The sequence below is a fragment of the Nocardia sp. NPDC052001 genome, assembly GCF_040680615.1.
Taxonomy (GTDB): Bacteria; Actinomycetota; Actinomycetes; order Mycobacteriales; family Mycobacteriaceae; genus Nocardia.
On the sequence record NZ_JBFAXC010000013.1, the window covers coordinates 125,454 to 145,173 of the forward strand.

At 65.5% G+C, this 19,720-nt stretch carries 27 protein-coding genes; 18 read left to right on the forward strand and 9 right to left on the reverse strand.

Annotation, left to right across the window (positions count from 1 at the left end):
* Positions 1-33: 33 nt before the first annotated feature.
* The 5 genes from AB0L82_RS37585 (at position 34) to AB0L82_RS37605 (ending at position 5,678) form a co-directional block, all read left to right on the forward strand.
* On the forward strand, positions 34-603 hold the full coding sequence (locus AB0L82_RS37585) for a DUF308 domain-containing protein (protein WP_364647952.1): 570 nt from the start codon (positions 34-36) through the stop codon (positions 601-603).
* A gap of 46 nt (positions 604-649) precedes the next feature.
* Entirely contained in the window at positions 650-2,161 is a 1,512-nt protein-coding gene (locus tag AB0L82_RS37590; protein WP_364647955.1) for a GMC family oxidoreductase N-terminal domain-containing protein, read from the forward strand.
* A 39-nt stretch (positions 2,162-2,200) separates the two neighbouring features.
* On the forward strand, positions 2,201-3,127 hold the full coding sequence (locus AB0L82_RS37595; protein ID WP_364647958.1) for an alpha/beta hydrolase: 927 nt from the start codon (positions 2,201-2,203) through the stop codon (positions 3,125-3,127).
* 96 nt (positions 3,128-3,223) lie between these two features.
* Complete coding sequence (locus AB0L82_RS37600; RefSeq protein WP_364647962.1) at positions 3,224-4,843, forward strand: tannase/feruloyl esterase family alpha/beta hydrolase; 1,620 nt, start codon at positions 3,224-3,226, stop codon at positions 4,841-4,843.
* Positions 4,844-5,054: 211 nt separating this feature from the next.
* The gene (locus tag AB0L82_RS37605; protein WP_364647965.1) at positions 5,055-5,678 is read left to right on the forward strand and encodes a hypothetical protein; all 624 of its coding nucleotides are present in this window, start codon (positions 5,055-5,057) and stop codon (positions 5,676-5,678) included.
* Between the two features lie 122 nt (positions 5,679-5,800).
* On the opposite strand, the gene AB0L82_RS37610 is transcribed toward AB0L82_RS37605, so the two are convergent.
* Both AB0L82_RS37610 and AB0L82_RS37615 read right to left on the reverse strand, forming a co-directional pair.
* On the reverse strand, positions 5,801-6,067 hold the full coding sequence (locus tag AB0L82_RS37610) for a TipAS antibiotic-recognition domain-containing protein (RefSeq protein WP_364647968.1): 267 nt from the start codon (positions 6,065-6,067) through the stop codon (positions 5,801-5,803).
* Between the two features lie 25 nt (positions 6,068-6,092).
* Complete coding sequence (locus tag AB0L82_RS37615) at positions 6,093-6,440, reverse strand: MerR family transcriptional regulator (protein ID WP_364647971.1); 348 nt, start codon at positions 6,438-6,440, stop codon at positions 6,093-6,095.
* Between the two features lie 229 nt (positions 6,441-6,669).
* Between AB0L82_RS37615 and AB0L82_RS37620 the strand changes: the two genes are divergently transcribed.
* The 3 genes from AB0L82_RS37620 (at position 6,670) to AB0L82_RS37630 (ending at position 8,292) form a co-directional block, all read left to right on the forward strand.
* Complete coding sequence (locus tag AB0L82_RS37620; RefSeq protein WP_364647974.1) at positions 6,670-7,269, forward strand: MspA family porin; 600 nt, start codon at positions 6,670-6,672, stop codon at positions 7,267-7,269.
* 372 nt (positions 7,270-7,641) lie between these two features.
* Positions 7,642-8,052 (forward strand): hypothetical protein, encoded by a 411-nt coding sequence (locus AB0L82_RS37625; RefSeq protein ID WP_364647977.1) that lies wholly within the window; start codon positions 7,642-7,644, stop codon positions 8,050-8,052.
* Between the two features lie 96 nt (positions 8,053-8,148).
* Positions 8,149-8,292, forward strand: a complete 144-nt coding sequence (locus AB0L82_RS37630; RefSeq protein WP_364647980.1) for a hypothetical protein — start codon at positions 8,149-8,151, stop codon at positions 8,290-8,292.
* Positions 8,293-8,306: 14 nt separating this feature from the next.
* Here AB0L82_RS37630 and AB0L82_RS37635 read toward each other — a convergent pair whose 3' ends face one another.
* Positions 8,307-9,290: an alpha/beta hydrolase family protein gene (locus AB0L82_RS37635; protein ID WP_364647983.1), complete on the reverse strand. Its 984-nt coding sequence runs from the start codon at positions 9,288-9,290 to the stop codon at positions 8,307-8,309.
* A 185-nt stretch (positions 9,291-9,475) separates the two neighbouring features.
* On the reverse strand, positions 9,476-10,246 hold the full coding sequence (locus AB0L82_RS37640) for an alpha/beta hydrolase (RefSeq protein WP_364647986.1): 771 nt from the start codon (positions 10,244-10,246) through the stop codon (positions 9,476-9,478).
* A gap of 140 nt (positions 10,247-10,386) precedes the next feature.
* Here AB0L82_RS37640 and AB0L82_RS37645 point away from each other — a divergent pair, with 140 nt between their 5' ends.
* Positions 10,387-11,241, forward strand: coding sequence for a helix-turn-helix transcriptional regulator (locus AB0L82_RS37645; protein WP_364647989.1), 855 nt, complete (start codon positions 10,387-10,389; stop codon positions 11,239-11,241).
* Positions 11,242-11,256: 15 nt separating this feature from the next.
* Here the strand turns inward: AB0L82_RS37645 and AB0L82_RS37650 are convergent, their stop codons facing one another.
* Together AB0L82_RS37650 and AB0L82_RS37655 are read right to left on the reverse strand one after the other, a co-directional pair.
* Positions 11,257-11,736 carry a hypothetical protein gene (locus tag AB0L82_RS37650; protein ID WP_364647992.1) on the reverse strand — a complete coding sequence of 160 codons (480 nt, stop codon included), beginning with the start codon at positions 11,734-11,736 and terminating at the stop codon, positions 11,257-11,259.
* Between the two features lie 5 nt (positions 11,737-11,741).
* Positions 11,742-12,461: an SDR family oxidoreductase gene (locus AB0L82_RS37655; protein WP_364647995.1), complete on the reverse strand. Its 720-nt coding sequence runs from the start codon at positions 12,459-12,461 to the stop codon at positions 11,742-11,744.
* Positions 12,462-12,563: 102 nt separating this feature from the next.
* Between AB0L82_RS37655 and AB0L82_RS37660 the strand changes: the two genes are divergently transcribed.
* The 8 genes from AB0L82_RS37660 to AB0L82_RS37695 all read left to right on the forward strand — a co-directional run bounded on the left by AB0L82_RS37660 (position 12,564) and on the right by AB0L82_RS37695 (position 17,420).
* A complete protein-coding gene (locus AB0L82_RS37660) occupies positions 12,564-13,424 on the forward strand; it encodes a helix-turn-helix transcriptional regulator (protein WP_364647998.1) in 861 nt (286 codons plus the stop codon).
* Positions 13,425-13,571: 147 nt separating this feature from the next.
* Positions 13,572-13,727 (forward strand): DUF6131 family protein, encoded by a 156-nt coding sequence (locus AB0L82_RS37665; RefSeq protein WP_364648002.1) that lies wholly within the window; start codon positions 13,572-13,574, stop codon positions 13,725-13,727.
* A gap of 25 nt (positions 13,728-13,752) precedes the next feature.
* On the forward strand, positions 13,753-14,172 hold the full coding sequence (locus AB0L82_RS37670) for a hypothetical protein (protein ID WP_364648005.1): 420 nt from the start codon (positions 13,753-13,755) through the stop codon (positions 14,170-14,172).
* Positions 14,173-14,477: 305 nt separating this feature from the next.
* Positions 14,478-14,738: a DUF4235 domain-containing protein gene (locus AB0L82_RS37675; RefSeq protein WP_364648008.1), complete on the forward strand. Its 261-nt coding sequence runs from the start codon at positions 14,478-14,480 to the stop codon at positions 14,736-14,738.
* Between the two features lie 418 nt (positions 14,739-15,156).
* The gene (locus tag AB0L82_RS37680; protein ID WP_364648011.1) at positions 15,157-15,468 is read left to right on the forward strand and encodes an STAS domain-containing protein; all 312 of its coding nucleotides are present in this window, start codon (positions 15,157-15,159) and stop codon (positions 15,466-15,468) included.
* Positions 15,468-16,415 carry a sensor histidine kinase gene (locus AB0L82_RS37685; protein WP_364648014.1) on the forward strand — a complete coding sequence of 316 codons (948 nt, stop codon included), beginning with the start codon at positions 15,468-15,470 and terminating at the stop codon, positions 16,413-16,415. The genes AB0L82_RS37680 and AB0L82_RS37685 overlap by 1 nt, the downstream gene beginning before the upstream one ends.
* 118 nt (positions 16,416-16,533) lie before the next feature.
* Positions 16,534-17,025, forward strand: a complete 492-nt coding sequence (locus AB0L82_RS37690) for an anti-sigma factor (RefSeq protein ID WP_364648017.1) — start codon at positions 16,534-16,536, stop codon at positions 17,023-17,025.
* Positions 17,026-17,075: 50 nt separating this feature from the next.
* Positions 17,076-17,420, forward strand: coding sequence for an STAS domain-containing protein (locus AB0L82_RS37695; protein ID WP_364648019.1), 345 nt, complete (start codon positions 17,076-17,078; stop codon positions 17,418-17,420).
* Positions 17,421-17,468: 48 nt separating this feature from the next.
* Here AB0L82_RS37695 and AB0L82_RS37700 read toward each other — a convergent pair whose 3' ends face one another.
* Together AB0L82_RS37700 and AB0L82_RS37705 are read right to left on the reverse strand one after the other, a co-directional pair.
* Entirely contained in the window at positions 17,469-18,305 is an 837-nt protein-coding gene (locus AB0L82_RS37700; RefSeq protein ID WP_364648022.1) for a SigB/SigF/SigG family RNA polymerase sigma factor, read from the reverse strand.
* A gap of 105 nt (positions 18,306-18,410) precedes the next feature.
* Positions 18,411-18,812 (reverse strand): hypothetical protein, encoded by a 402-nt coding sequence (locus AB0L82_RS37705; protein WP_364648025.1) that lies wholly within the window; start codon positions 18,810-18,812, stop codon positions 18,411-18,413.
* Positions 18,813-19,040: 228 nt separating this feature from the next.
* Between AB0L82_RS37705 and AB0L82_RS37710 the strand changes: the two genes are divergently transcribed.
* The gene (locus tag AB0L82_RS37710; RefSeq protein ID WP_364648028.1) at positions 19,041-19,196 is read left to right on the forward strand and encodes a DUF6131 family protein; all 156 of its coding nucleotides are present in this window, start codon (positions 19,041-19,043) and stop codon (positions 19,194-19,196) included.
* Between the two features lie 59 nt (positions 19,197-19,255).
* Here AB0L82_RS37710 and AB0L82_RS37715 read toward each other — a convergent pair whose 3' ends face one another.
* Positions 19,256-19,693 (reverse strand): SRPBCC family protein, encoded by a 438-nt coding sequence (locus tag AB0L82_RS37715; protein WP_364648031.1) that lies wholly within the window; start codon positions 19,691-19,693, stop codon positions 19,256-19,258.
* Between the last annotated feature and the right edge of the window lie 27 nt (positions 19,694-19,720).

Below are 19,720 nucleotides of genomic sequence, written 5' to 3' on the forward strand. Positions count from 1 at the left end.
GGCGGCATCCGGCCCGGCGCGAGGGTGGTGTCCATGAACACCACAACCGCACTGCCCGTGACCAACTCCGAGCGCTCGTCCCTGATCCGCCTGTACCTGAGCCGTGGCGTACTCGCCATCGCCTGGGCGATAGCCTTCGCCGCGGTCCATAACACCCTCGATGCCATCGCGGTGGCACTGCTGGTCCTCTATCCGCTCATCGACGCCGTCTCCTGCCTGATCGACCTTCTCGCGGTCCCGGAGGGCGCCGAACGTCGCGTGACGGCATTCAACGGCGTACTCAGTACGGTCATCGCCGCCGCGCTCGGTATCGCCGGGACCACCGGCAGCGTGGCCGCGGTACTGGGCGTATTCGGTGCCTGGGCAATCCTTTCCGGCGCGGCCCAACTAACCGTCGGCGTATACCGGCGCGGTCCCGTCCTGGGCAAACAGTGGCCGACCCTGATCTCCGGCGGTCTGTCATTCCTGGTCGGCGCGACCTACATCGCCCAGGCCATCGACGATTCCCCCGCCCTGGATGTCCTGGCCATCTACGCGACCGGCGGCGGTGTCTTCTTCATCGCGCAGGCCGCGCTGCTGGCCTGGAAACAAAGAACCCACTGACCCCCGTAACCAGAATTCGCCGCGCTCTACACAAAGGACTATCGAGATGCCCGCACATGATTCCTACGATTTCGTCATCGTCGGCGGCGGTACCGCGGGCTGCGTGCTCGCGGCCCGGCTCACCGAGGACGAGAACCTCCGGGTGCTGCTGCTGGAGGCTGGTGCCGCGGATCTGCCCGACGCGGTCGCATATCCTCCGGCCTGGCCGACGCTCGCCAACTCGCCTGCCGGATGGGGCGATCTCACCGTGCCACAGCGGTTTTCGAACGCACCGGTCCCGCTTCCGCGTGGCAGGGGGCTGGGTGGCTCGTCTGCCATCAATGCCATGGTGTTCGCGCGTGGGCATCACACCTCCTATGACGGCTGGAGCAATCGCGGCGCCAAGGGCTGGACCTACGATGATCTGCTGCCCTACTTCCAGCGCAGCGAGTCCGCCGTGAGCGGCGCGCTCGGTCGCGGCACCGCCGGGCCGCTGACCGTCGGCCCAACCACGCGACCCAACGAGATCCTGCTCGCCTGCCTGGACGGCGCGATCGAAGTCGGATTCCCGCGGGCCATCGACATCAGCGGCGGGCTCGAGGACGGCTTCGGTCCGGTCGACCTCAACATCGTTGCCGGACAACGCCAGAGCGCCGCGGATGCCTACCTCACACCCGCACTCGCACGGCCCAATCTCACCGTGGTGACCGGCGCGCTCGCGCACAGGCTGCTCTTCGAGAGTCAGCGCTGCACCGGAGTCGAGTACCGCGGAGACGGCGAAATCCACCGCGCCACTGCCACTTCCGAGGTTGTACTGACCGCCGGAACCATCGGAAGCGCGCAACTGCTGATGCGCTCGGGCATCGGACCGGAGACCGTGCTGCGGGAGGCGCATGTCGAGGTGGTGCATCCGCTGCCCGGGGTGGGCCGCAATCTCCACGACCACCCCCGAATCAACCTGGTGCACAGTTCCCAGCGCCCGGTACCCACACCGCAGGCCAATCACGGCGAGATCATCGGCCTGCTGCGCAGCAACCCGCACCTGACGGGACCGGATGTACAGATCATCTTCATCGATATCCCACTGCCCAATCCTGTTGCCGCGGTGTCGAACGGCTTCACCATCGGCGTCTCCCCCATGCTTCCGGTGAGCCGGGGTTCCATGCGCATCACCTCGGCCGACCCCTGCGCGCCACCGGTACTCGACCCCGGATATTTCACCGCCGCCGCTGATGTCGAGGTCGTGGTGGCCGGTATCGAGGCTGCCCGCGAGATCGCGGCTTCGGCGGCGCTCGCCCACTGGGGCGCAGTCGAAGTCGCGCCCGGCGTCGACTTGACCGACAGGGCGATGCTCGGCGACTACGCACGAAGGAACTTCGGCTCCTACTGCCACCCGGTGGGCACCTGCGCCATGGGCGAAGACGAGTTCTCCGTCGTGAATTCCGAACTGCGAGTGCAGGGTGTGGAGGGGCTGCGGATTGCGGACGGATCGGTCATACCAGTCATTCCCTCGGCCAATACGAACGCGACGGTATACGCGATCGCCGAACGCGCCGCGGAGCTGCTGCGACCGTCCTAGCTCGAACCACACCCCTTCGGAAATGAAACGGAGCATCTCATGGCCAAGATCGACGTCACCTTCGACAGCGCCGGCATTCCGCTCGCCGGTCATCTCTACACCCCCGGGCAATCCGTGGACCGCCCGCTTCCCGCGATCGTCGTCGGCCACCCCGCCAGCGGCGTGAAAGAGCGAACCGCCGGGCTCTACGCCTCGAGACTCGCCGAAAAAGGTTTCGTGACACTGACTTTCGATGCCGCATATCAGGGCGAGAGCGGTGGCGAGCCCCGTGGTCTCGAAGATCCGGCTCACCGGGTCGAAGACATCAAGGCCGCCGTGAGCTATCTGACCACGCGGCGCGAGGTCGATGCCGAACATATCGGCGCGCTGGGTATCTGCGCGGCCGGCGGCTACGCGCTCGCCGCCACCGGGAGTGACCATCGGGTGAAGGCGGTCGCGACCGTCAGTGGTGTGGATGTGGCGCGGCTGTTCCGTCTGGGCCCCGATGGCACACAGGATCCCGCGATCTTCCAAGGCATGCTCGACGCTTCGGCACTCGCGCGCACGGTCGCGGCTCGGGGCGAGAAGCCGGACACCCTGCCACTCTTCCCCGAGACCATCGAGCAGGCTCGTGAACTCGGCGGCGAATACGGCGCTGAAGGCTTCGAGTACTACTGCACCCCGCGCGGTCAGCACCCACGCTCCGCGAAGGCATTCGACTGGACCAGCATCGACAAGCTCGCGATGTTCGATGCCTTCGCGGCGGTGCCGTTGATCGGCCAACGCCCGCTGCTCATGATCATGGGCACCCGCGCCATCACCGCCTGGATGGGCCTCGAAGCCTTCCAGAAGGCTTTGGGGCCCAAGCGGATTCACTGGATCGAGGGTGCGAGTCATGTCGACCTCTACGACCGGGAGCAGTACGTCGGTCCGGCGCTGGATCAGCTCACCGGCTTCTTCGCCGAGCAGCTCCAGCGGACCGCGTGACGCATCGGATTACGTCGGCGGGGGCGTCAGGTGACTGATGTGGCGGTGCCGGTGCGCTGGCGACAGTAAGTAAGCAGTTCCAACCGAGGAGAGATCTTGAAACGACAAATTCTGGCACTCGCGACCGTCGGCATCACCGTCGCAGGCGCCGCCGCCCTCTACGCAGTGGTGGACAGGTCGAACGATTCCGCGGCCACCCCCGCGAGCGCAAACGCCTTCAACTGCTCCACATTTCAGATCCCGGCGCCGGACGGCGCCACCGTGGAGTCCCTGACCGCCAGAAATGTCCCCACGGGAACGTTTCAGGTCCCCGGGAGCCCGCCGCTGGGCGGCTACCCCGTACCAGACGTCCCCGCACACTGCGAAGTAACCGTCACACTCACCCACCCCAGCGCGAACGACCATGCCACGGTGCAGGTTTGGCTCCCGGAATCCGGATGGAACGGGCGATTCCAGGCGGTCGGTGGCGCCGCCTACGCCGCCGGGAACATCGGCGGCGTGGCCACGGCGGTCAAGCAGGGCTATGCGGCCGCCACCACCGACGCCGGTGTGGACACCACCGGCCTGGACACCACTTGGGGGTTGAACTCGGCCGGTCAGGTCAACACCGCGCTACTGGAGAACTTCGCTTCCCGCTCGGTGCACGAGCTGGCGATCGTGGGCAAGCAGGTCGTGAACAACGTCTACGATCAAGCCGCGTCCTACGCCTACTGGAACGGCTGCTCAACGGGCGGTCGCCAGGGCTATATGGAAGCCCAGAAATATCCGTCCGACTTCAACGGCATCAATGCCGACGCACCGGCCATCAACTGGAACCAATTCGAGGTCGCCACGCTCTGGCCGCAAGTGGTGATGAGTGAGGCGCACACCTACCCGACTTCGTGCGAGTTCAACGCATTCAACCAGGCCGCGGTCAAGCAATGCGATCCGCAGGACGGCCTCGCGGATGGCCTGATCAGCGACCCGGGCCGATGCGATTTCGACCCGCGCCGTCTGATCGGCACCAAGGTGCAATGCGACGGAAAGGAATACACGATCAGCGAGACCGTCGCTGATGTGGTCCGCAAGATCTGGGACGGCCCGCGGGATGCGAACGGCAAGCAGCTGTGGTTCGGCCTGCCGACCGGCGCCGACTTCAGCGCACTGACCGCCGGCGTCACCGACGCGAACGGCATCACCACGGGGTCACCGTTCACCGTTCCCGCACAATGGGTTTCGACGTTCGTCCAGAAGCAACGGTCGTTCGATACCGCGAATCTCACCTACGCGCAGTTCGATCGGATCTTTCAGCAGGCCCGCTCCGAATACGACTCGATCATCGGCACCGCGGACCCGAACCTGTCGGCCTTCCGCGACGCGGGCGGCAAGCTGCTCACCTGGCAGGGCGACGCCGACCAGCTGATCCCGACCGCGGGCACCGTCGACTACCGGAAGCGCGTGGACGCGCTGCTGGGCGGTACCACCCGGGTCGACGACTTCTACCGCGTCTTCCTGGCGCCGGGAGTCGCACACTGCGCCCTCACCGGCAGCAACGATATGACCGCACTGACGGATTGGGTCGAGCACGGCAAGGCACCGGATGTCCTTCGGGCCACACTGACCACCGCAACCGGCCAGACGGTCTCGCGCGATATCTGCCGCCTGCCATTCGTCTCCCGCTACACCGGCGACGGACACCCGGCCTCCCCGACCAGCTTCCGCTGTGTCGCGCCCTAGCCTTTGCCCGACCCGGGCCCGCGCCTTACACGAGCTGGCCCAACTCCGGCGAATGTGCTTGCGGCGCGGGACCTGACCACCGAGGCCGGTCTCGAACCCCCGAGGTGACCATCGCCACATCGGCTCGCGCGGTCGGCATATCGGTGCTTACGCTGCCACCAAATGTGGGGCATCTAGGGGGATGGCTAATGCAATCGTGTGTGACACAGTCATGTACGTGAAACCGAGTGGCGTGGAACAACGAACAGACCTCGAAAGACTCGAAACCGCGTTCGCCGAACTGAGCGAGCGCGGTTTCGGCGCAGACTTCGACGTCGCCTGGCGATGCTTCACCAAAGGCGACGCAGCCCACGAAACCCCGCGCGGCCCAAAGGGATTCCTCTACAGCTACGCCCAGGCCTACGCCGACGCCTTCTTCGCCGAGGAGGGCTGGGGCGTGGCCGAACAGCCCGTCCCCGATTCGGTCAGACGCGAAATCGAAGCAATGAAGCCACAATTGATGGCAGCGGCAGGAATCGACCCGGCCACCCACGCCGAAACGCTCGCCGCGATCGAACGCGGAAACCTCGATGCCGAAGACGCACACGACGACTACCGCGCGATCTTCGAAGCCTGGGAGAAGATCGGCAACAACCACTCCACAGCCTGGACCCTCATGCGCGACGAACGCCGCACCCGCTGGCACACCCTCCTGCGCCCACTCATGATCGGCTGGTACAGCCCCGAGCACCTCGACGAAATCATCGAGGTTCTTCAGCGAAACTCGCTGAATGTCACTGCGCCACAAAATGAGCGGAAGGTGATCATCGTCAACCCCTCAGTCACAACGAGCTGACCGCTCCAACCTGGCGGCGATATCTTCTACTCAGCGCGCGAGCCGTCATCCATCTACCGGATCGCTGTGTACGAGCCTGAGCGCAAGCCGATGGAGCCTGATCGCCAAAGCCATTCCACTGCTCAGATGTTCCGAGTGGACCTACTCTCCGGACGGCGAAATGGCGCTATTCCGTTGGCAGTTCGCCAGAATTGCGTCGTGGATGTACTGCGATAGCCGGGGGCCATATGGTCGTAGTTGAGGCCGAGTCGGCGATTGGCACGGTATTCCTCGGCGAAGGTCCGGTCGGTGTCGAAATCGCACGCGTGGAACCAGCGTTCGAAGTGGCGGCGGTGGCGTTCTGCCGGATCCATGACCGTTGGTTCATCGGCCGGGGGGCCCGCGCGCATCGCGTCGGCGAGTGACTGGTGAATTTCACGTTGTTCGCTCGGCGGGGGTGAGGGCGATGCCGGCTTTGCGCGCGCTCAACTCTTTGTCGATCAGCGCGACCATCGCCTGGTAGCGGACAATCCGGTCGCTCAGCAACTCGTGCTGGCGACGCAGGTGGTCCTCATCGGAGAAATCGGGATCGGTCTGCATGGCGGCGATGTCCTCGAGACCGAATCCCAGCTCGCGATAGAACAGGATCTGCTGCAGCCTGTTCAAATCGCCGTCGCTGTAGAGCCGGTATCCGGTCGCACTACGACCACCGGGTCGGAGCAGGCCGATCTCGTCATAGTGGCGCAGGGTTCGAACCGATATGCCGGTCGCCTGCGCGACCACGCCTACGGTGTGTTCTACGGGTTCCGTGTCTGCCACTGTGCCGCCTCACGTCGCGGGAGGGTCAAGAGTTCCCAGTACTGGGAACAGGCCATCGCGGACGCATCCCCGTGCGTTGCTAGCCTCGCCGAACTTGATCTTGTAGGTTGCCGATCGGACGAAGATGAACCCGCTGGCCTTGCGCCACCCTCGAATTGACCGTGCCGCGCCGTACTCGATCGTTCCGCTTGCGATGGCAGTTCTGTGGGTGGGTTCGACCTCTCCTGCCGCAGCGGATGAAGTGCCGGATCGATCGCGGGTGGTGACCACCGAGGACGGGTGGGATCTGCGGGTCACCAAGGCGGCCGAAATCCTTGATCGCGTACCGAATCTCGCCGGTTCGCCGTTCACGCGCGAAGGGTTCGTGACCGTCAAGGGAGTCGCCGATATCGCGGGCGCGGGCCTGGTGGCGGTGGACTCCGGAAGTCTCACCGTCGGCTATCAGATCGGCTGCCAGATCGATGTCGGCAATGGGCTGTCGCTGGGGTCATCCATGATGATGGGGCCCAATGTCGGAGTATCGGTCGCACCCGTGCCAGGGCTGAACGTCGGAGGCAGCGCGATGGTGCTGCCGAGCATCTCCACCACATTGAAGCCGGGCACGATCACCTCGATCCCTTTCGGTACCAAAGCCCTTGCCGGAGCGCACGGTTCGATCGAAACCAGTGCGGTGCAAATCAAGATCGACGGGTGCCTCGGACCGGTCACCCTGCGGTCGTATGTCATCGCGAACATATCCACGCGCACCGCGGACAGCTCGGTCGCGGTCTACGGCGACCCGATCCAGCTGTGAATGCCATGCGGCCAACCCATCTGGCATCCATGGCTCGCGCCATCGCGACGATCGCATCGTGCGCCGCACTCGGCCTGCCTGTCACAGCACACGCGGAACCGATCGTGTCGCCGCCGGCATGTCAGCCCGCCGACTCCGGCGCACCATGCGAAAACACCCCCGCACCACCCAGACCCGTAGCACCCCCCGCGAACGCCCCCGCGCCACTGCCCATGCCATCCACTCCACCACCGAACAAACCCAACACCAATCCCCCTGCCGCAGCACTGATTCCCCCGACACCCGGCCCCGCTCGCGGAAACCCCATCGTTCCCGCACAAGGGTGACCACGCCTGCCACAGGTAAGCGGTAGCGGGGTGGTTCAATCGCCCGATGCGTGGTGACGAGATCATCGGTCAGTGGAGTGCGGACGCTGGATACCACAGCGCGACAGAGGATGAGCAGTTCGTCTTCTGGGATGACGGTGTGGGATTGGTGGAGTATGCGCGCCCGGAGACGAGCAAGTGCGTGCTGTTCCGATGGACGCGGACGGCGATTCGAATGGTGCGGCTCGAGCCATATCGGCACATCCGGCGCGACGGCGGTGCGGTCGTGGATGGTGACGTGCCAGAAGCGGTCGAGGCCAGGTATCGGATCACACGCGAGCAGCGGCCGTTGATCGGTGAGGTGCTGCCGGTGCTGTACCTGCCCGCCCCGTTCGCGACGATTCCGGACAGCGGGTACGGGTTGATCACGCGGGAACCAGCGGTGCACTTCACGAACATGCGACGCGAGAATTCGTGAATAGAGGCATTGCCGAGACTCCGTTTCGATCAACACGAACCCGTGCTGTATCGGATGGTGCCGCCGCGCGGTTCCAGTCCGGGAGGCGATGTCGTTGTGGCAGAGTCGGCGATCCTGCGGCTCGCGCTGAAGATCATCGATCCCTCCCGAGGCACTCGACCCGGCGGACTTACCGAACGCCGAATCCAGGTGCTGGCCACCATGATTCGCACCCTGATCCCGAATGAGGAAGCGCGGTGAGCGAGGGGTGATCGCTAGTTGACTCGGCTGCCCACGGATTGGGCCAGGAACGGCCAGGACTGCTTCAGATCGTCCTCCCAGTAGCCCCAGGAATGGGTGCCCACGGGCCGATCATCAAATGTCACAGGGATATTCAGCTCGTGCAGGCGGTTGGCGAGGTTCTCGGTGCAGTAGTGGATGGCGGCTTCGATGGGGCCGCCGAAGGCCACCTGCACCGGGAGTGGGATCAGGCCCTCGAGGACTCGGCGGTCGGTCGGGGTGTCATGCGGGGCCGCCGGGATTCCGGTGCCCGAGCTCAGGTAGACGGCGGTGCCGCGCAGTCGATCCGCGTTCACGAAGGGGTCGTTGGCGCGCCAGAGCGGGTTGTCGGCCGGGCCCCACATGTTCTCGACGCTTTTACCGCCGCCCCAGTTCTCCACCGTGATCCGTACGAACTCGTGGCCGATGGGGTCCGAGGTTTGCGCGCAGCCGCTATAGGAGGCGACGCTGTTCCAGTACCCGGGTTTGGCGATCGCGAGGTTCAACACCGACGTGCCACTCATAGATACGCCGACCAGTGTGCGAGTTCCATTGGCCCCCAAGAACTTCTCGATGACCGGGGGTAGTTCGTCGTTGAGGAAGCTCTGCCATCTGTTGTGGCCCAGCACCGCGTCATCGCGGATCCAGTCGGTGTAATAGGAATTGCTGCCGCCGAACGGGGTCACCACGTTGATGTCCTTGGCGCGCAGGAAGCTCACGACATCGGTCTGGGCATCCCATCCGCTCTGATTCGGGCCGCCGCCGGAACCGTTGAGCAGGTACATCGTCGGGCGGGACGGTTCCGCCGCACGGATGACCTGCACCGGGATCGCCCTGCTCATGGCGGGTGAGAACACCATCACCGTCTGCTGGCGGTCGTTCACCTGATCCACCGACACCACGCTCGCGCCTTCCGGGTCGGCGGCGGCGGTCGTGGCCGCACCGGCCATACCGCCCGCCACCAGCGCGCTCACGCACATCCAGCGCAGTATTGTCGTGGGTCTCAATCGCCGTGTTCTCAATCTCGGTCCCTCTCATGAGCTTTCATCAGGCACGTGTGGAACGGAGGCGCGCGATGCCTCGCGAACACGGCATCCTGAAGCAGCACCACAGGAGGTTCGCCATGCGGCGTCCGGCGGTTTGGTCCGGTGACCGGTCAGTTGGCTCAGTCGAGGAAGTCACCGACGAGTTTGGCCAGCTCGGCGGGCTGTTCGGCCATGGTGATGTGGCCGGAATCGATTTCCGCGTAGGTGGCGTCCGGGATATCCGCGGTGATCTCGCGGGAGTACTGCGGGGAGATCAACGCGTCATTGGTGCATCCGATCACCAGTGTGGGCGCTTGGATCCGCGGGAGCAGACCGCGGACGTCCAGACTGTTGGCCAGATCGATCTGGCGGAGCCTGCCGGGCGCGGGCTGGTAAGCGGCCGCGTGCCCTGCCAGGACCGGCGGGGTGAGGGCTTCCAGATAGGCGCGGCTGAACGCGATCAGCATGGTGTATCGGGCGAAAGTGTTCGCGTCATCGGCGAGATCCCGCCAGAGCGACATTTTCTCGCGCAAGAATGCGCCGCCCTGTCCGGTCCAGCCCGACACCAGTACGAGGCGAGTGACCAAATCGGGACGAACCGCTGCGAGCCTGGCGACCACCGCACCGCCCATCGAATGCCCGACCACGTCCGCGGGGCCCTGCCCGAGATCGTCGATGACGGCTGCCACCTGCTCTGCGAGCAGCTCGACCGTCAGTGCGCCGCCATCGTCGTGCGCCGCGTCACTGCCCGAAAGATCAGGCAGCACAACCGTTCTGGTTGCGGCCAAGGTCGCCGCAACACCATCCCACACCTGCGAGCCCGGGCTGCCGCCGTGCACCAGCACCACGGGGCGCCCCGTGCCCAGTACCCGGTACGGAATCCGCGCCGCGCCCACTGTGATCTCTCGCATTTTCGTCTCCTCATGTCGAACTGCTTGCCCCACAGACGGTGCCAGCATCCGGTGGCAATGAGCAGTGGAGCGGTTGCCCTAGGATCGGCAGTCCTAGCCAACGCGGGTGTTCACGGTTCGAAGCGCCGAAGAGGGGTGACATGACAATGGACAGGGCCAAACTGGCGGAGTTCCTGCGCCGTTCGCGCGAGCGGCTGCGGCCCGAGGAGGTCGGCCTGGCGGTCGGTCCGCGCCGCCGCACACCCGGCCTGCGGCGCGAGGAACTGGCTCAATCGGCCGGGGTATCAGCCGATTACGTGATGCGCCTCGAGCAGGCGCGCGGTCCCCAGCCCTCGACCCAGCTGCTCGCCGCCCTCGCTCGCGCATTGCGGTTGTCCGAGGACGAACGTGATCACCTCTATCTGCTCGCGGGTCATCGTCCGCCCCCGGGCGCGCGCGCCGGCGAGCACGTCCGGCCCGCACTGCGCTACCTACTCGACCGCCTCGGCGACACCCCTGCCCAGCTCATCACGGACCTCGGCGATCTGCTCGCCCAGAACGCCCTCGCCGATGCACTCTTCGGATGCGTGTGTGAGATCGAGGAACGAGACCGAAACATCGTGTGGCGCTGGTTCACCGACCCGCGGATGCGCGCGATGTACCCCGCCGAAGACCACGACCAGCTCGGCGGCGAGCTGGTAGCCGACCTGCGAGCGGCCGCCGCACACCGCGGCTACGACCGTGCCGCGACCGCACTGATCGAACGGCTCGAAGCAGCCAGTGACGAATTCGCCGCCCGGTGGGAACGCCATGAGGTCGCCCTGCGCCAAGGCCATCGTGTGCGCGTCATCCATCCCACCGTCGGGCCCATCGAATTCGACTTCGAGATACTGCAGACCCGGGCCACCGACCAGCGCCTGCGCTTGTTCACCCCGCCACCGGAGTCGGCGGGCATCGAGGCTCTCGAGCTGCTGCGTGAGGTCGGGCCCGCGACCGCCCACCGCGATCACCGATAGGACCGGCCGTCCGACTCAGCGCTGGGCGGGGTCTACCCAGCGGCGCAACGCGTCGATGGTGGTTTCCGGTGAGGTGTTGAAGCACAGGCGGATTCCGGGGGAGATCTCGGTGATCACGTTCACCAATCGCTCGAATAGGAGTGTGTGCTCGGCCGCCATGCGGACACCCGCGCCGATCATCGCGACCCGGAACGATCCGGTCGACGCGCATTCGCGGAGTTTCGTTTCAGCGGCATCGGGGTCTGCGGGGAGCTGGCAGGAGACGAGGTCGAATCCGGCGGCGCGCAGCGCGCTTTCGCCTGCCTCGATGCGCGCGGTGAGAGTCGCCTCGTCCAAGCCCGGATAGCGGCTGTAGTCGATGGCGCTGGGGTGCAGGCCGATCGACAGGACGGTCGAGTTGCTCGAATCGTGTTGTTCCACTGGATGATTCTCCGGTCGGTGGACGAATTTCAACAGTGCCAGAAAGAGCACGGACAGGGCCAGGACGATCACCATAACCCTCACCACGGGACGGCCCCGTTCCGGTCGAAGAATTCGCCCGTGGGGCCGTCCGGGCCGATGCCCGCGAGATCGACGATCACGGCCGCGCCCTCGCCGACATTCTGAAAACCGCTGTGGCCGTTGAGATCTGTGGCCGTATACCCCGGGTCGACCGCATTGACGCGAATATCGGGCAGCGCTGCGGCATACACGGTGGTGAGCATGTTCAGGGCCGCTTTTGTCGTCGGGTAGCCCAGCGTGGGTCGCACCAGGTCCTTCCACCTCGGATCGGTCAGGGTCGCGATCGAACCCATACCGCTGGAGACCATGACGACGCGAGGTTGGCCGGAGGCGCGCAACAGTGGCAGAAAGGCGTTCAGCACGCGAACCGGGCCGAAGACATTGGTCTCGAATATCTCGCGTAGATCCTCGGCCCGCGTCCGGCCGGGGTCCATCGAGGGTCCGGCGATCGCGGCGTTGTTGATCAGCACGTCGAGGCGGCCGGCGATGGCCCGCACCGTTGCCGCCGCCGCGTCCACCGAATCCTGCGAAGTCACATCCAGGGCGAGAAGGCGAACCCTCAGCCCCTGCGCGGCGAGTTCGGCCACCGCCTTCGTTCCGCGGGCCGTGTCGCGTGCGGCGAGAAATACCTCCCATCCCGATTCGGCCAGTCGGCGCGCGGTTTCGCGGCCGAGCCCCTTGTTCGCGCCGGTGACCAGTGCGATTGTCGTTGTCCTCATGGGAACCAGACTCGGAGTGCGCGCCCGGTGACTCCAGGACCTGGGCGGCCTGGGACCGCGGGTACCACCCCCGGTCGGCAATCCCACGGCACGATGGGAGGGGTGGACAGGGCTGAGCTGGCTACGGTGCTGCGCACCGCGCGATCGCGAATCACACCCGCCGATGTGGGATTGCCGGGCGGGTTCCGCAGGCAGGTTCCCGGCTTACGGCGCGAGGAAGTGGCCCAATTGGCCGGGCTCAGCGTCGATTACGTGGTCCGGCTCGAGCAGGGTCGCGGGCCGCGGCCGTCCGATCAGGTGCTGGGCGCGCTGACCCGGGCGCTGCGGGTCAGCGACTCCGATCGAGATCTGATCTTCCGGCTCGCGGGAGCCGAACCCCCACAGGCCGGGCGGATCGCCACGACGATCAAACCGAGCGTCATGCGCCTGCTGGACCGGATGGCCGACCTGCCCGCACTGGTGATCTCCGCCAAATCCGATGTGCTGGCGTGGAATCCGCCTGCGGCGGCACTGCTCGGCGATTTCTCCCGACGCCCGCCCGCGCGGCGGAACATCATGTGGCAGCGATTTCTCGGCGATGGGCTCGACCGGCTTGTCATGACACCGGAGGCGGAAGCCGCCAACGCCGTCGACTGCGTGGGCTGCCTCCGCACGGTGCACGCGAAGTACCCGAGCGATCCCGACCTGGCCCGGCTGATCACTGAACTCCGCACGGGCAGTGCACAATTCGATGAGCTATGGCGGGCCGGACGCTCGGGACAGCTGAGCAGCCGCACGACCACCATCGCCCATCCCGAGCTGGGCGTGCTCGATCTCGACTGCGACGCCCTGCTGGTGCCGGAGGCTGATCAAACCGTCGTCGTGTACTCCGCCGCGCCCGGTTCACGATCGGCCTCGGCACTCGAACTGCTCCGCGTCACCGGTGTCGAACAATTCAGTCCCGATGGAGCAGCAGGCGACTAACCGAGAGCACCGTGCGAACTCGGTTGGGGTGAGCGAGTTTTCCGACCTCTTCGAATCTCCTGAAAAATTCGTCCACCGCGCAACGTTTGGGCCGTTGCGTTCAGGGAACAGCGGTCCTGTCATCGCAACTCGCCCAAAGGAACTCACATGATCGTCCTGGGAATCATTCTCCTGCTCGCCGGAATCCTGATCGGCATCCCGCTCCTGACCACCCTCGGCATCATCGTGCTCGTTGTCGGAGTGGCTCTGATGCTGCTCGGATCGACCGGCCGGGCGGTCGGCGGCCGCCGGCATTACTTCTGACGCCCCGTTATTCGAGGAGCATTTGATGCAATCTGCCGAATCGCGGCTGGCGGCCTCGGCCCTGATCGCCGTCGAACTACTGCGCAGGGCCGTCGAACACGAGGCGGCGAGCAACTCACGAGAACTGTTCGACGGCAAGGGGAATGGGGCGCATCCGCGCCTCATGCGCCTCAGCGGTGTCATGAATGACCTGCGGGTGCACTTCGACCTGAACCCCCAGGACATCGACCTGAACTTTCACGCGGACGTGCTACCGAATCCACCGGTGGAACCGCCGGAACCCGCGCCCCCGATACCGCCGCTCGAACCCGCGCCGTCACCGCTGCCGCCCGTTCCCGAACCCGCGGAGCCCTTCACGACACCGCCGCCCGGCAGCCTCCCGCGGAGCCCGGTCCGCAACCGTCGCCTCAGATTTCGATACCGCTCAACTCAACGAAACGATTGAGAACGTCCGAGAGGACATCGAAACCATCAGGAGTCGGAGTCAGGGATGAATGACGCAACAGGGCCGCTCCAGTCCGACGCGGCAGAACAATTGCGGCGCGATCGCGAGCAGGCCCATGAGATCGCGGGACAGGCTCGGACGCAAGCCACACATGTGGCTGAGGCTGTCGCTGGCAAGACGCCGGCACCCGTCGCCGATCGTGGTAGGCAGATCGCGGGAATCGCGCGGCGCTATCCGGTACCCGTTGCTGCCGCGGTCGTTTCCGGCGCGGTGCTGATCTGGTGGACCGCGCGGCGGAGGCAGGCATGACCACGTTGTACAAGCCCGTTGGCATGCTCGTGGGTGTGCTGGGCGGCATTGCGGCCAATGTGGTGTTCGCTCAGCTCTGGCGGCGCCTGAGCGGGGAGGACCAGGCCCCGAGCGCCACCGCACGGGATTACAGCTGGCGAGAGATCCTGATCGCGGCGGCTCTCCAGGGCGCGATCTTCGGCGTGGTCAAAGCCGGAATCGACCGCGCCGGCGCCTCCGGGTATCAGCGCCTGACCGGAAGCTGGCCGGACAAATAGGCCGTATCCCCACCATTCACCGGTAGCCCCGTCCATTGGACGGGGCTACCGGGTCAGGTACGGCCGGTCCGCATTTCGCCACATCGATGGCCGACGAACGAGGTCATTCGTCAGAGGTTTCGCTGTTCTTGCTCGATGGAGGATTACCGGTGGATAGATCGGTATCTGCCGCGTGACCAGAGAATTTGCGCCGCGCAACCACTAATCCGACGAGCACAACCAGGACGGCTATGACAAGAATCTCCATAGTTGGGCGCATACCCTGCGATCAATTGGTTAATCAAGGCACGATGGGAGTTGATGGCGTCTCGTAGCGCGGCACCACCGGGATGATCGCCGGAACTCCAGCCCATTCCAGGCAGGAAGAGACCTCGCAGTGACGCAGCGGCCCAGGCCACACACCGGAGCATCGGCGGCGATGCCGCTCGGAAGGTTGTTGTGGGCGGCGCATTCGGCGGACCCCACCGGTTGGTGGTGTGTCGGAGAGGTTGACTTCACCACTCGTGACGAGTGGAGCGCGGTGTTGGGAGAGCTGCCCCGCGCAAGCGATGTGCACCTGGATCTGTCCCAGGTGCGGTTCATCGACGCCCACGGCACGTCGTTGCTGGTGGCCGCCGCACAGGACGCCGGGGCCGACCGGCGATTCGTTCTCCATCACCCACCCGCGGCGATGTTGCGTGTGCTGCAACAATTCTGGCCGTCGGTGCCGACGATCGAGGTTGCCCGCTGATGCTTGCCACAGTAACGGCCGATGACCGCACCGAGCCATTCGAGCACCCCGCGCTGTTCTATCGCGATGCCGACGAGTATCTCGCCGGCACACTCGCTTTCATCTACGAGGGTCTGGTCCGCGACGAACCGGTCGCGGTATCGGTGCCCACGGCCAATCTGGAACTCATCCGTGCGGCGCTCGGGGCGAGCGCGGACGCGGTGCGGCTGATGGATATGACCGTCGAAGGCCGCAATCCCGGGCGCATCATTCCCGGGGTGCTACGCGCGTTCACCGATACCCATCCGGGCAAGCGGGTCCGCATCGTCGGCGAACCGATCTGGGCCGATCGCTCCGAGACCGAATATCCGGCCTGCGCCCAGCACGAGGCACTGATCAACGCGGCGTTCGCCGGACGCGAAGTCAGCATTCTGTGTCCGTACAACACGACGGAATTGCCGGCGCATATGGTGGCCGACGCGCACGCCACCCATCCGATCCTCATCGACCACAGCGGCCGAAACCACAGCGGCGCATACGATCCCGACTCGATCGTGGCTTCGTACAATCGCCCGCTGCCCGCTCCCCCGGCCGATGCCATGGTGCTCGAGTTCGAGGCGAACACCCTGACGCGGGTTCGGCATACGGCCATGGCGTACGCGCGCGATATCGGAATGTCCGAGTACCGACTCGTCGACGCGGAGCTGATCATCGCCGAGACCATCACCAATTCGGTCGTACACGGCGGCGGGCGGGGCACGCTGTCCCTGTGGACCCGGGATGGCCAATTGTGCTTCCAGGTGGACGATGCGGGGCATATCACCAACCCGCTCGCGGGCCGACTGCCCGCACCGCCGCGCGTTCCGGGCGGTCGCGGGTTGCTCTTGGTCAATCAACTGGCGGAACTGGTGCGTATCCATACCGGTCAGCAGGGCACGGTGCTGCACATCCGGCAAGCACTGATCTGAGCTCGACGGGCCGGAACCCGTTTCCCCCGCTCCTGGGCGGGTAGACCGGTTGCAGAGGCATTTGACGCTTGGATTCACAGATCTCGCAGATCTCTACAGATTTCGGGGGTGATCGATAATGACCGGTCCACCACCAACCCACCGCGGCGGGAATGACGGGCAACCGTATCGCCCGAGCTCTTCGATCGAAAACCCTGCGGCTGAACCCCTTTGGATTCAGACCGCGTCCGACGACGCGATCATCGTCGCGGTCCCGGCGGAGCCCATTCGCCTCGCGATGTTGCGGGCGCTGTCCGAAACACTCTGTCTGACCGCTGGTTTCGATATCGGTCTGACGAACGATATTCGCCTCACCGTCGATGAGGCGGCATCGGCGCTGGTGCCGCATCGCGCGCCCAGCACGAACATCACATGTGAGTTCGCTTACGACAAACAGGCGATCGCGGTCCGAGTCCTCTCGACTTCCCAGGACACAACAGCTTTCAGCGATGCGCAGCTGGGCTGGCGACTGCTGCGGGCGGTGACGGATTCGCTGGAAACGACGCATACGGCCTTCGATCCTCGCGTATCCGGCTATCCGACGGAAGTGAAGTTCACCCGGAACTGGTAAGTGCGACCCTAATCGATGCGGAGCACGGCGTGGGCTGAGATAGTTCCACCGTGAGCAATGAAGTTGGTGAGCTGATCATCGGTACCCGAACCGTGGGGTCAGCAGTGGTTTTGTCCGTGGCCGGTGAGGTCGATGTGGTGTCGGCGCCGAAATTGGCGGCGGCGGTGGCCGACGCGGCTTCGTCGGCATCGACACTGCTTGTGGTCGATCTCTCGCAGGTGAAGTTCTTCGGTTCGGCGGGGCTCAGCGTCCTGGTCGGGGCGCGTGAGACGGCCCCGGATCTGGGATTGAAGGTGATCGCGTCGGCGCAGGTCCGACGCCCCATCGAGGTCACCGGCCTCGACAAGGTGCTCGAGGTGTACGACACGCTGGAGCAGGCATTGGGCGGCGAGTGACGATCGGCCGAATCACCTTCTCGGCGAAGATGTTCGGAGCAGTTACGACTACGATGGGGACTCGCTGAGCGCCTCTCGGCGAAGGGTGTCCAGCGTGCGGGTCAGCAGGCGTGAGACCTGCATTTGCGAAATACCCAGGCGCGCGGCGATTTCCCGCTGAGTCAATTGACCGTAGTAGCGCCACTCCAGTATTTGCCGTTCGCGCTCGGGCAGGGCGGCGAGTAGGGGGCGGACCGCCATCGCGCCTTCGAGCAACTCGTAGCAGGGCTCGGGCTTGCCCAGACGTTCGGCCACCGGGGAGGCATCCTGCTCCGGGTTGTCACCGCGCGGGTTGTCCAGGGATTCGGTGGTGTAGCAGTTGGCGGCGACCAGCGCGAGCGTGACTTCGCCCAGCTCGACGTCCAGCTCCGTGGCGAGTTCACGTGCGGTGGGCATCCGCCCCAGCCGCTGCGCCAGCACTTCGGTCGCGGGTCCGATGCGGACGTGGAGTTCTTTGACGGTGCGACTGACGCGCACGGCCCAGGTGCGATCGCGGAAGTACCTGCGCACCTCACCCATGACCGTCGGTATCGCGTAGCCGAGAAAGGTCGCGCCGTGATGCGGATCGAAACCGTCGACGGCTTTGACCAGACCGACCCGAGCGGTTTGCAGCAGATCGTCGTATTCCTGCCCACGCCCGGTGAAACGGCGGGCTATGTGCTCAGCCAGCGGGAGCGCGCGGCACAGAATGTCTTCGCGAAGTGCGGACCGGCGCGGATCGTCGGGAGCCAGTTCGGACAGGACCGTGAACAACGGTTCCAGGTCTTCGTAACCCTCGTCGCGTCGCTGCGACCCGGTTCGGGCATCGAGAGGCGAAGAGGGAGCGGGTGCTATCGACGCGGCCATCATGGTCTCCTGCGTCCGAGTTCGCCGCGCAGGCACACTGCTGAACCCGACTCGACATGTCCAGTATGCCGCGATCCTCTCCGGTTAAACGTCGGCGGGGCCCGGTTACGGCGAACAGGTCCCCGTTGCCGCATCGTGCGCGCCGTTGATCGCCGCGTCCTGCTGCTCGGGAGAGAACACCGACCAATCCGCGGTACCGGGATAGCCGGCGATGGTGTCGGCCACGGCCCGATCGACTCCGTCCTGCCCGGACTTGTCCCTGATCTCCCGCAGGGTCGGCAGCAGATCCTCACATGTCTTGTGCCGCAGCTTCGCCGGAGAGATCGGCGAGGGCACCGACACCGACCTGGAATTGCCCGGCGGCACGATTACCGAAGCGCTGGAATGGGTTTCGGGGCCCGGGGTGGTGGGCGACGTCGCCGGAACACCGGGACCGGCCGTGCCGTCGCAGGCCGGGGCAGCCACCGCGGTGATACCGAAAAGAATGAGAAACACAGTGCGCCGCATGAGGTTTCGCCTCCACTATCGCTGCGGTTAGTCGGCTATAGGCTTGCTCTACCCCGTACGCCGCCGCTCAAGCGGACTTCGCAACCACCACATGGCTGCGAAGTCGATTCCCGCGAGCGATCTGTCCCGAACACGGATGTCGTCGTTTCTCCCCGGCAAATCGTGTTTGAGCAGGCAAAAACCGGGCATCGCAGCGATATCAAGTCCCGCTCGTCTGAAGGAACTCCAATGATCGTCCTCGGGCTCATACTCCTGATCGCCGGATTCTTGCTCGGAATCCACATCCTGACGATCCTAGGCATCATTCTGCTCGTCATCGGCGCAGTTCTGATGCTGCTCGGCGCTACCGGCCGGTCCGTCGGCGGACGCCGCCACTACTACTGATACGGCCCGCGCGTGGAGTCGTGAGCAGCACCGGGCAAGCTCACGACTCTGCGGCTACGTCAGTCACCGATAGTGCGATAGCCCGAGGTAACGAGGTCGTGCAAGCGCGCGAGCGATTCGCTGTTGCGCGGTTTCAACAACGCCGCCTGCAACGCTCCGGGAAGTAAGCGTCCCGGGCCGTGGGAGACGGTTTCGAGCATGCGGACCTCCACGGTCGTCGCATCGATCTCGTTAATCTCCAACCGGATTCGAGCCTGACCGAAGGGCCACGCTCGCGCCTGCAGCTCCAGCATGTGGGGCGGATCCGCGGCGATCACCGCGGTGGAGTCCTGCACCATCAGCGGCCATGCCCCGATACTGTGCGCGATGGCGGCCCCGACCTGCGGCCAGGTCGGGGCCACATCGCGGATGTGGGTCGAGCCCACCACCCAGTGCCCGTACGACCAGCCATCCGCGAGCACGGCGAAAACCTGTGCCGCCGTAGCGGGCATTCTCATGCTGACCTCGGTCATCGGGGCGGTATC